The organism is Sphingobacterium rhinopitheci, from assembly GCF_022627575.1.
In the GTDB taxonomy this organism is placed as follows: domain Bacteria; phylum Bacteroidota; class Bacteroidia; order Sphingobacteriales; family Sphingobacteriaceae; genus Sphingobacterium; species Sphingobacterium rhinopitheci.
The window spans coordinates 1-12,402 of record NZ_JADEYQ010000036.1 but is presented as its reverse complement, the minus strand read 5'-3'; the positions used below and the strand labels follow the sequence as shown (position 1 = coordinate 12,402).

The 12,402-nt window shown below is 33.5% G+C and carries 7 protein-coding genes; 6 read left to right on the top strand and 1 reads right to left on the bottom strand.

Going from position 1 to position 12,402, the window contains the following annotated elements; translation table 11 throughout:
• Window positions 1–36 precede the first annotated feature (36 nt).
• Window positions 37–906 (top strand): mechanosensitive ion channel family protein, encoded by an 870-nt coding sequence (locus IP023_RS15225; protein ID WP_241791267.1) that lies wholly within the window; start codon window positions 37–39, stop codon window positions 904–906.
• Window positions 907–1,289: 383 nt separating this feature from the next.
• Here the strand turns inward: IP023_RS15225 and IP023_RS15220 are convergent, their stop codons facing one another.
• On the bottom strand, window positions 1,290–2,504 hold the full coding sequence (locus IP023_RS15220) for a DUF4331 family protein (RefSeq protein ID WP_241791266.1): 1,215 nt from the start codon (window positions 2,502–2,504) through the stop codon (window positions 1,290–1,292).
• 873 nt (window positions 2,505–3,377) lie between these two features.
• Here IP023_RS15220 and IP023_RS15215 point away from each other — a divergent pair.
• The 5 genes from IP023_RS15215 (at window position 3,378) to IP023_RS15195 (ending at window position 11,709) form a co-directional block, all read left to right on the top strand.
• Window positions 3,378–3,998: an RNA polymerase sigma factor gene (locus IP023_RS15215; RefSeq protein WP_241791265.1), complete on the top strand. Its 621-nt coding sequence runs from the start codon at window positions 3,378–3,380 to the stop codon at window positions 3,996–3,998.
• A gap of 155 nt (window positions 3,999–4,153) precedes the next feature.
• Window positions 4,154–5,326, top strand: a complete 1,173-nt coding sequence (locus tag IP023_RS15210; RefSeq protein ID WP_241791264.1) for a FecR family protein — start codon at window positions 4,154–4,156, stop codon at window positions 5,324–5,326.
• A 182-nt stretch (window positions 5,327–5,508) separates the two neighbouring features.
• The gene (locus IP023_RS15205) at window positions 5,509–9,024 is read left to right on the top strand and encodes a TonB-dependent receptor (protein WP_241791263.1); all 3,516 of its coding nucleotides are present in this window, start codon (window positions 5,509–5,511) and stop codon (window positions 9,022–9,024) included.
• Window positions 9,025–9,043: 19 nt separating this feature from the next.
• On the top strand, window positions 9,044–10,795 hold the full coding sequence (locus IP023_RS15200; RefSeq protein ID WP_241791262.1) for a RagB/SusD family nutrient uptake outer membrane protein: 1,752 nt from the start codon (window positions 9,044–9,046) through the stop codon (window positions 10,793–10,795).
• Between the two features lie 32 nt (window positions 10,796–10,827).
• Window positions 10,828–11,709 carry an endonuclease/exonuclease/phosphatase family protein gene (locus IP023_RS15195; RefSeq protein ID WP_241791261.1) on the top strand — a complete coding sequence of 294 codons (882 nt, stop codon included), beginning with the start codon at window positions 10,828–10,830 and terminating at the stop codon, window positions 11,707–11,709.
• The last annotated feature ends 693 nt before the right edge of the window (window positions 11,710–12,402 follow it).

Genomic DNA, 12,402 nt, shown 5'->3' with positions numbered 1-12,402 from the left:
TTTTTGTGTTCAAATTGAGAATAAAAATTATATATAATGTTCGAATCCATAATAAAGATAATTGATAGCTGGGAGATAGATATTAAAATATTGTTAGCGAAATTAATACTTGGTCTAACCGTATTGTTAATTTTTTATGCTATAGGTAAATCAACGAAAAGCTTAGCTTATAAGATAAACTCTAAGTTATTAGTTAAGTATAAAGATCTTCAAATAATACTATCTAAGGCAATTTATTTTTTCTTTTTATTTATTGGATGTTATCTATTTCTACAGATTATTGGTTTAGAGCAATACTTCGTAAAGCTTCTAGCAGGTGCAGGTATCGTAGGTATCATTGCAGGATTTGCACTTAAGGATATTGCTTCTAATGCTTTCTCCGGCTTGCTTTTATTCTTTGAAAAACCCTACAAGAAAGGAGATTGGGTACAAGTAGATGGCCATTGCGGTGAAGTAGTTAATGTAGGGGTATTGACTACCGCGGTAAAAAATAAAACAGGACAGGAGATCTTTGTGTCCAATCAATTGATCTATAGTGGTACCTTTGTCAACTACTCTACGTACAATAATAGAGCTATTCGCTTACAGACAGATATTGAACAATTTTTTGATTTAGACAAGGTTAGGACATTATTGACTAATGAATTAAAAACCATATCTACTTTTGACCCCAGTAAAGAGATAAAATACTATGTCGATTCCATATCGATTGATGGTAGTTTTTCTTTAGAAATATTCTTTTGGGTTATTTTTACCAATGAAGAAGATTTCTTAAAAACAATCAGTGATACACTGATCCATATCAAGAAAGTAAGTAGTGAAAACAATATAAATATTATCAATACAAAATGGATTTCTGACGAAGAGGATAGTACATCAGCGGGTAATTTTGGTGCTAATGATTAAAGTTATTTAAATCTATAGTATTATAAATTCTAGAAATCTTTGATAATAATACATTCTCTTTAGGAAGCTAGCATAATCACAGCAGTCTATGATTCTGTATAGTAGTACTCAATCAATTATTAAAAATAATTATGTAGAAAACCTAAAGTGTTATTTTTTATATCAATAAGATATCTATAGATATAGAACCATTTATAGAATGTTAATCGTTCTAGACAATCGTGCTGAGTTGGGAACACTGTACTTGAGCAGAATGCTTCAATAATTAAGGGGCGTTTTCTGTTGACAATAAATAATAAGGCTTTCGGGAAGATAGCTATAGCAGCGCCTCAGATGTTAATGGCATAAACCTTGCTATAAGCAGCGTTTATGCCATATTTATATTATCTTTTCTTTTTACTGACTAATATTATAATAAACAAAAATACTGCAGCACCTAGGATATACCAGATCGTATTGCTCGTCTCTTCCTTATGATCATCTGTAGTAGCCTTCGCAGTATCTGATATTACCTCTACTTTTACGATTTTATCGGCAGCATCTATGTAATCATTATCAATGGGAACCACAAAAGGAAATACATCTTGAAAGCGTTCCAAACTAATACTTACCTTATCATCGATAGGACTATCGGAGCCCACTAATAACGCCAAAGCTACATCCATAGCATCCGCCTGCAGTGGACGACCATTGATCTTACTAATAGTATATTCGGCATCAGTACCAATGGTATAAGTCATTACATCAGGATATACACGATTCAGCAATACTGTAGCATACTCTTCCGGATTAGACTTATAACCTGCTAGTTTGATATAATTAAGCACATTGTTATAAATTCCTTGTTTCACTTTAGGATCTACCTCGTGATTAGATTCCAAATATTTGATGGTCAAATCTTTGTCTAACAAATAGAGATGAGGAAATAAAACGTGAGCAATTCTATTTACCCTGTGCCAATGATCGGGTTCTACTTCTACAGCTGTCGTTGCATAATACCACATTTCTTTCGGCAACAACTCATTAGGTACTTCTAGTACAATCACTGTAGATGACAACTTAGCGAATATATTACCTTTCTCGCCGATATCAAATGCCGAAAGATCAAACTTTCCTGCGGCAGCCATTTCTCGAAAGGCTCTTATTCCGGTAGAATTTCCTTGAAACAAATCTAAGACAGTACCTGTAAATATATTTACACCATTACTAAATTGCAATTGTCTATTTATAGGGCCTTCCCCAATAAGTGTACCTGTAGAACCGATCGGGGGCTCCGCTTGATTAGCAAGATAAAACTGTATCTTGTTATTCTTAAAGGTAAATGTTGGTGAAATTCCCGAAAAGAAATCGGCATCAGCACCAATACAAAAACGATATATACCATTATCAGCATAATTGTTTAACGAATCTTTCATACTCTTGGGATTAAAACCCATTATGAATACTGTCTTTCCCGGAGTGGGGGATTTAAAGACAAAGATATCTGTCAAATCGAGCTGTGGGTATTTCTTCGCTAAGTCAGATTCCATATGATGTCCGGCCCAAGCCCCAAAAATGGTGGTTAAGACCATCAAAAACCCTAATATTGTGCTTTTCATAAATAGTTTATTTTGTGTTTAATAATATTTTTATGATATGATAAGTGCAATTTCACCTATAAAAAAGTGATTGAACATATTATAACTACATGTATAAACTATATTAAACACAAATTGTTAGTCAATAATGAAAATATTATTTCCTCTAAAAGAATAATAAATAATTTTTAGTTTAAATATATTGCACTGATATCATTAGTGTTCTAACAAGTGAAAAAATGCTATGGTATTGTAAAATCCCTCAAAGTACCTGAATACCTCAATTTTTACCAATTTTCTATTTTTTATGATATACACTCTGGCTTTATTTTTTAGAAAAAGCCTTCTGCGTCACTATTTTTTCAATAATTTCCTGTACGGCTCGTGATTTGTTTTATTGTTATTAGTAAAATCTTAAATGTATTACATGTATAATGATTTCCTCTGTCAGTCAGAATGAAATAGGAAGACTAGTTTATACCTATGTTTCTTATCGCCATTGTAATTGCCATTAATAATGGTATTACATGCGGTCCTATTAATGCTAATTCACCGTACAACAAATTTAGATCTGCAAGATCAAACACTCTAGTAAGGTATGCACATCCTTAGGCAGTCTTTATATTCGGTAATTTCCTTTATATTCCCCTCTATCAAACAGTTAAGGGTATATACCTTCAAAATGATTAGAAGAGTTTTAGCAATTTTTGAAGTTGAAAAATTTTAAAATTAGATAATTAAGCTTTTTTAGTTATTTTAGATTCATAATTATAAACCAAGCAACCGCAATAGTGTAAATTTCACAACAATTTAACCATGTTTTAATATGTCATTTATTTTAGATGGTTTATTTTGTATTTGCATGAGTCAAGAACGGAATAAATAGGTAAAACATTGAAAAATATATTAACAAATATTGATTTTAAACGTTTTGTAGAAGGTGATGAATTGGTATTTAGAAAGATTTTTGATGGTTACCACCAAATACTCTATCGATATGCTTATTCTGTAACTAAGTGTAAATTTGATTCTGAAGATGCGGTTCAAGAAGCTTTTGTACAACTATTTAAAGCGAATCAACAAATAAAAGATATTTCTCATATTTACCCATATTTGTTTGTTGTAGTAAAGCGTGTTTTAATTCAATCTTTTAGGAAGAAAGTTCTTAACACGGAATTTCTCAACTCCAGTAAACTTACTTGGTCGGAAAATAGTCATTGTACTGAACAACAAATTGAGTTTAATGATTTAACTAGTTTTCTTACTTCTATAATGAATGATTTATCCGAGAAGGAAAAAGAAGCTTATGCTCTAAATAAGTTGAAAGGTTTAAATTACGACGAAATATCGGAGTATACAGGGACTTCTCGAAATACTATTAAGAACCAAATCATCTCAGCATCTAAGAAAATTCGACTGCGTTTGGCAAAGTATTACTTTTTGCTATTAACCCTTGAACCTCTTTATATTTCTATATTTTACTTGTGGGGATACTCAATGGATGTAAAATCCTGAATCATTTTGCTTATTCATTAGAGTGCAATGGTAAAATATTTATAAAATAATCTCCTTTATATCAGTTGTTTATCATTTTTTTTATAAAAAATGATTTTCGCTATAGTCCTAAATTTCATTATGTTCTATTATATAGTTAAACATAAAGATTAGCCTTGACAAAAGATCAATTATATAGTTTATTTCTGAAGTTTCGTGATGGATCAATCACTGAAGAAGAATTGCGTATACTAAAACTATTTATTAGCGCAGACTCAGGTAATGCGTGGTTAAGAGAACTAATAGAGAATTTTAATGATGAGGAGTCAGCAGAATTTCTATCGGATACGGATTCTGATGCGCTATTTGATAAAATATTAGTAAGTGTTCGTGATGAAAAAAAACTTGCTCGTCCTATTAAATACATTAATAAAATTGTAATCCTTACAGGTGCAATAGCGGCAATACTATTATTGTGTTTTTCACTTTTCTTTCCTGGAGAATTCAATAATGATGATAAAGTTGTTTTGGCTGAAGTTGTTCCAGGAAGACCAAAAGGTAATCTATTGTTAGAAAATGGGGAAATCATTAATTTGGATCAGGTACAATCTGACACATCTATCGTGCTAAATGGGTATACAATTACTGTATTGAAAAATGGTGAATTGAAATACACTTTAAGCCCTAATCAAAATTCAAACACTCCAATCTATAACACTATAGTTACACCCAAAGGTGGAGAATATACTTTATCACTGCCTGATGGGACTAAGATTTGGGTGAATTCTTCCTCAAAGATCCGTTATCCATTAAATTTTGGTCATTCTAAAAGAGAAGTCGAATTAGAAGGAGAAGCTTTATTTGAGGTAGCTAGTTTGAAGTTTAACAATTCTTATATTCCTTTTATAGTGAAGACCGGTGACCAAAATTTAGAGGTATTAGGAACAACTTTTAATATAAATAGCTATGGTAAGGTTATCAGTACTACACTTGTTGAAGGGGCAGTACGTCTTAGTTTTGGGGATGAAAATCAACAGCTATTAAAACCTAATCAACAAGCAAATTACAGTAGTTCTCATAAAAAGGTGACAATAAAAGAAATAGATCCATTTTATACAATTGCTTGGAGGAATGGTGTTTTTGCTTTTGATGAAATGAGTATTGAAAATGTAATGGAAGTATTGGCTAGGTGGTATGATATAGAGATAGAATACCAACGTGATATAAAGAACATAAAATTTACTGGAAGTATTTCTAAGTATGAAGATATAGGTGAAGTTTTAGAAATAATGGAATTAACTAAAGATGTTAAGTTTAAACTTATAGGAAGGAGGGTGATCGTTATGTAAAAGTAAAAAAACATATCGATTATAAGTACAGGAGCGTAGCGAGCGCCCCTGTGATATTAATTGACAAATCAACTGACAATAAAATGATTATGAATTTATCAACCGATTAACAAATGTATAAAAAATATAAAAAAACCTCTTATTATGGGGGAAATATACATCTAAAGCCTAAAAATATATCGATGAAATTAGCCCTTTTATTAATGTTTGCGGGGACTGTACAAGCTAGTACATTGACTCTAGGGCAATCTATTACTTTAAATAAGAAAAATGTAAAGATGACTACTTTGTTGAAGGATATTCAAAAGCAAAGTGGATATAATATTTTCTACAACTCCACTATTATTCCTTCTGACTTAGTCACAAGTATTTTTGTTGAGAATTACTCATTGGAAAAAACTTTGGATAAGTTGCTAGTTCAGCATGATTATAAGATTGTAGATAAAAATATTATTCTTAGCAAGAAAGTGAGTAATCAAGTTCTTGATAAAAATAATGCGAATTCGGAGCTATCTTTGGTTCAAAAAAAAGAAATTCGTGGTGTAGTTCGTAGTTCTAGCGGAGAACCTCTTTCAAATGTTTCTATTCAGGAGAAGGGAACAGATGTTAGTAGTATGACTGATGCGCAGGGTAAATTTGTGTTTTCTGTCAAATCTGATCGCTCGGTTTTGATTTTTAGTTCAATCGGTTATGAGTCTCAAGAGGTAACTGTAGGTACTGTCACCAATTTGGAAGTTACGCTTGTTCCTTCATTGGCAGAGATGGATGAAGTAGTGGTAGTCGGTTATGGTCAACAAAAGAAGGTAAATTTAACGGGGGCTGTAAGTCAGATTTCTGGTGAAGCTTTTGAAGATCGCCCAGTAACACAATTAACCCAAGCATTACAAGGGAATGTGCCCAATTTAAATGTAGTTTTTGGTTCAGGTAAACCAGGGACTAGCGGCTCAGTTAATATTCGTGGAAATACATCTATAAATGGAGGCGGACCTTTGATCTTAATTGACGGAATCTTGGGTACTTTGGATCGTGTAAATGTGAATGATGTTGAGTCGGTTACGGTATTGAAAGATGCTTCTGCTGCTGCAGTTTATGGCGCTAGAGGGGCATTTGGAGTTATCTTGGTGACCACTAAAAAAGGTAGTAAGGATGGACATTCGTCTATCGATTATAATAATAATATTGGTTTTAGCTCACATGCCACAAATACGGATTATATCACGAGCGGGTATTGGAATGCAAAGATCAATGATGATGCCATGTATAATGCTTTGGGATACAGAACTACACGGTATACAGATGAGGATTATGAAAAGCTATTTGCTCGTGTCAATGATAAAGTAGAAGATCCTTCTCGTCCTTGGGTAACAGTAGAAAAGGATGCAAGTGGTAAAGATATTTATCGCTATTATGGAAATTTCGATTGGTTTAATTATTTGTATAATGATGTACGTCCAAAAACTGATCAAAATCTTTCAATTACAGGTAAAAGTGGTAATACAAGTTATGCGCTATCCGGGGGAATTGCTAATGAGCAAGGTTTATTTAATGTTCAGCCTGATAAGTTCAAGAGGCATAATTTTAGAGCAAATATTATTTCTGAAGTAAGACCTTGGTTGACGATTAGTAATGGTACACATTTCTTTAAATCAGATTATAATTGGCATGGTTTAGAAAATAATTTCAATTCGGTATCAAATAATGTAAGCAATAGTCCAACCTACCATTATCATCCCATGTATACACCTAAGAATCCTGATGGTACTATAACAGGGTATTCAGGTATTAATAGTTATCCAATTGGCTATGGATTGCATAATGCTTTAGAAAGTGGTACAATGCGTGGTTATGACCGAGGTACGGAGTTTACGAATAAAACTGAGGCTATTATAAATTTCGGTAAAGGATTAACATTAACAGGTAACTATTCTTATCGCGAATTTCGTTCCGATTACAGCTATAGACAAACACGTCAATATTTTTCTAAATACCCAGGCGTAATGGAGTTGTCATCCTTAGGTGCATTAAATCAAGATAAGTTGAATGAGACTATGAGTAAATACAGTTGGAATTTTATCAATGTTTTTGCTAATTACCAAAAATCTTTTGGTAATCATAATCTTGTTGCTATGGTTGGTTTTAATCAAGAAGATAGAAAGTATAAACGAGTAGGAGGTGTTGGTCAAGAGTTATTATCAGAAACGTTAAATGATTTAGATTTAGTGATCGGAGATAAACAATTTCGTGGCGGTGCTGATGAATGGGCTGTGAGAGGAGGTTTCTACCGTTTGAATTATGATTATCAAGGGAAATACTTGTTCGAGACAAGTGGGCGTTATGATGGTACTTCTCGATTCCCAAAAAGTAGTCGTTTTGGCTTTTTTCCATCATTTTCTATGGGGTGGAGAGTGAGTGAAGAGGCATTTTTCGAACCTGTTAAATCGATTGTTAATAATCTTAAATTAAGGTATTCCTATGGGGCATTAGGTAATCAAGAAGTTGGCACATACGCTTATATCTCTTCTATGAGTACTGGGCAGGTTTCGTATTTGGTAGATGGACAACGGCTAAATGCTACATACAATCCTAGTCCAGTAGCCAATTCACTTACTTGGGAGAAAATTACGACATCCAACTTTGGGTTAGATTTCTCTTTATTGCAGAATAAATTATCTGTAGAGTCTGATTATTATATTCGAAATACTATGGGTATGTTGAGTGTCGGGCAGACTTTACCGGATGTATTTGGGGCAGCAGAACCTAGAGAAAATGCAGCAGATTTGCGAACTAAAGGGTTTGACTTTGCATTGACTTGGAGAGATCAATTTGAGGTGGCTGGTAAATCTTTGAATTATTCGATTCGTGGAGTTTTGTCTGATTACACATCTGAGATTACGAAATTCAGTAATCCTGCAGGCTTGCTTAATACCTATTATGAAGGACAACAGTTTGGTGAGATTTGGGGATATAAATATGATGGTTTTTTTAAATCAACAGAGGAAGCTCAAGCTTATGCAAAAATTGTAAACCAAGATCCAATTAATAGACGTAGAGTGCAAGCGCCAACAGCTGATCTGAGAATGTTGCAAGCTGGAGATATTAAAATATTAGATTTGAATGGTGATGGGATTATTAACTCTGGATTGAATACACTTAGTAATCCAGGGGATAGAGAAATCATAGGTAATAGCCAACCTAGATATTCTTATGGAATGACCTTGAGTGCCAATTGGAATGGTATAGATGCTTCTATATTTTTACAAGGTATAGGCAAACAGAATTGGTACCCTAATTTGGAAGCACAAGGCTTTTGGTCTGTGTATGCAAGGCCTTATGATTCATTTATCCCTAGTGATTTTCCTGATAAGATTTGGTCTCCAGAAAATCCAAATTCTTACTTTCCATTTTTGAGAGGTTATACTGCTCAAAACTCAGAGTTATCTGTTAATAATGATATGTATCTACAAGATTTGGCTTATTTAAAAATAAGAAATTTTACAATAGGTTATACATTTCCTGAAACACTGACTAATAGAATTAAAATCAGCAGGTTTAGGGTTTTTGCGAGCGGGGAAAACTTGCATACTTGGACTAAATTGGAAACAGATTATATCGATCCAGAACAAGTGATGACTGATAATACAGGTCGTAGTTATCCAATGTCTCGTATTATGTCTTTTGGGGTTCAAGTTTCATTTTAATTTTTTTAAAAAAAACTTTATGAAAAAGAGAAATTTATATTTGATGGCAGCTTTAATTTTTAGCTTGTCATCTTGTAATGATAGTTATTTAGAACGTTATCCACTGGCTGAATTGGCTCCAGAAAACTATTTTTTAACTGCGGCTGAATTAGAAAATTATACCAATGCATTTTATACTGAATTGCCAGATGCTTTAGCAATACATTTTAACAATCCTAATCAAGGAGATGATGAAGCACGTAATACTTTAGCTGCTGAAATCCAAGGTACGCGTGAAACTCCCTCCAGTGGTTCTGGTTGGAATTGGGATGAACTAAGACAAATCAATTTTTACTTGGAGAATTCACATAAATGTAAGGATGAAGCTGCTCGTTTGCGATATGATGGTGTTGCACGATTTTTTAGAAGCTATTTTTATTTCGAGAAATTGGTTCGTTTTGGAGATGTACCTTGGTATGACAAAGTTTTAGAAATGAACGATGAAGGCTTGAAAAAAGCTAGAGATTCACGTAAATTGGTTTTTCAAAAAATGTTGGAAGATATAGATTTTGCAATAGCAAATTGTAGTCCAACTAAAAGTGGACAGCGTATTACAAAGTGGACAGCTTTAGCATTTAAGTCTAGGATATGTTTATTTGAAGGTACTTTTAGAAAATATCATGGATTGGGGGATTGGGAACAGGTATTAGAAGAAGGTGTTAAAGCATCTGAAGAATTGATTAATTCCGGTGTTTATTCTATCCATAAAACATCAGCAGATAAATCTTATCAGGAATTATTTATAGCCGAAGATGCCATTACATCGGAGATCATATTATCTCGTGAATATAATGCTTCTATTCCATTCGTACACTCCGCTAATTTCTATATTCTATCCGCTTCATATGGTCGACCTGGGATGACAAAATCTTTAGTGAATAGTTATTTGATGAAAGATGGAAGCCGATTTACCGATATAGCGAACTACAATACCATGCAGTATTATGAAGAAACTCAAAATAGAGACCCCAGGTTAGGTCAGACTATTCGTATTCCAGGGTATAAGAGAATTGGTAGTAATGAGGTTTCTGTTCCTGATTTTTCTACCTCTGTTACAGGTTATCAGTTCGTAAAGTATATTTTAGCACCTAGTTATGATGCAGGTCAATCTACAAATGATATGCCTATATTTAGGTTTGCAGAAGTGTTATTAAATTTTGCTGAAGCTAAAGCTGAATTAGGAACCATTACCCAGGCAGATATTAATAATAGTATTAAGAAACTTCGTGACCGTGTTGATATGCCTAATTTAGACCTTGCCTCGGCAAATTCTAATCCAGATCCATATTTGTTGAATGAGTATCCAAATGTGAGTAGAGGGGCAAATCTAGGCGTATTGCTTGAAATACGTAGAGAACGTCGAGTGGAAATGGTGAAGGAGGGTTTGCGCTATCGTGATTTGTTACGATGGAAAGAAGGAGCTCGTTTGTCTAAGCCATTTTATGGTATGTATTTTACAGGAGCAGGCGAATATGATGTAGATAAAAATGGTACTATTGATTTAGTTATTTATGAGGGTAATTCACCTACGAGAAAACCAGGTGTTCAATATCAAAAGTTAGGTGAGATGGTATTAGAAAATGGTAATATTGGTGGTCGAATTTTAAATCTACCAGATATTATTAAAGTATGGAGAGAAGATAAGGATTACTTGTATGCTATTCCAACACAGGAACTCCAGTTAAATCCTAATTTGACTCAAAACCCTGGATGGGAGAGTTCTGGAACATAAAATAATTAGTTAACTATAAAATAAAATAGATTATGAGTAATAGTAGTAAAAAGCTATATGCGTTGATTTTCTTTTTCGGTTTTTTAACCGTAAATGCGCAAGAGAAGATAAAAATTCTCTCGTATAATGTTTTGTTCGGTTTGCAAAAAGATTCTGTTCAAAATATTGAACGCTATAAAACTTTTGTAAACGGTTTAGATCCTGATATTGTAGCAACGCAAGAGATGAATGGCTGGAAACAAAAAACATTAGAAGAATTAGCTAGAAGCTATGGTCATCCCTATGCTTTGCAATCTAAAGAAGACGGTTTTCCAGTTGCATTGACAGCTAAGTATCCTTTGGTGAATTTTAAGAAGGTTACCGAAAATATGTGGCATAGCTATATTTATGCTAAAGTAAAAGGCTTGCATGTATTTGTAATTCATTTCTCTCCATTTAGTTATAGCAAGCGCTTGGAAGAAATAGAGAATATTATTGCTCAAACAAGAGAATTACCTCAAAATGAGCCTATCTTGATAATGGGAGATTTTAATTCTTTAGCAGCTTCAGATGCTAAACAGTATGATAATAATGTCTTGGAAGTAATGAAAGCTCAAGAGGCTAAACATAATCATATTAGAAATTTAAATGAGGGCAAAATTGATTATTCAGTTTTGAAAAAACTAGAGAATGCGGGATTTAAAGACTCATTTACCTTGGTAAATACTGAATTTACGGGGTCTGTACCAACTCGTAAAGATGGGAATGGTAATTGGAAGAAAAGTAATAATGGAACACAAAAAAGAATTGATTTCTTGTGGTGTAATCCAGCTGCAGCTTCTATGCTTACCAAGAGTGAGATTATTAAAAATGATTTCACTGATGTGATTTCAGATCATTATCCTGTATATGTAGAATTAACTATAGGGAAATAAGTGTTTTTGTAATAATAAACTCCAATATGTATAGCTTTTAGTTGGTATCGGAGTATTTTTTAAATTGTAAAATAAACTATTTAGGTTGGTCGATTTTTCGATCAACCTATTTTTTTGCTAAGTAAATCTAATAGCACATGTTCTTTTTTTTATAAACTAATTAATTACCTAATCGGTTTATTTTTTGTGATCCCGCAAGAATTCTTCTTGATCCGTACTCTTCCAAGAGGAAACAAAAAAAGCAACTCTTTTGGAGTTGCTTCTTTGTGATCCCGCTGGGATTGTCTCAGCCCCGCTATTCCCGCACACTTTCCTTGAGCCTTCTCGAATCGAACCCTTGGGTACTCTTCCAAGGGGAAACAAAAAAAGCAACTCTTTTGGAGTTGCTTCTTTGTGATCCCGCTGGGATTGTCTCAGCCCCGCTATTCCCGCACATTTTCCATGATCCTTCTCGAATCGAACCCTTGGGTACTCTTCCAAGGGGAAACAAAAAAGCAACTCTTTTGGAGTTGCTTTTTTGTGATCCCGCTGGGATTGTCTCAACCCCGCTATTCCCGCACATTTTCGGATCATATTCAAAATCTGTGGACTAGGCAAATAATTTAGTTAATCTGAAAAGGAAAAAATTGATATCAGCTACCCCTCTAAACTGACTTCTGAATGCTTTTATTTTAGCATTGAAGGACTCTGCTG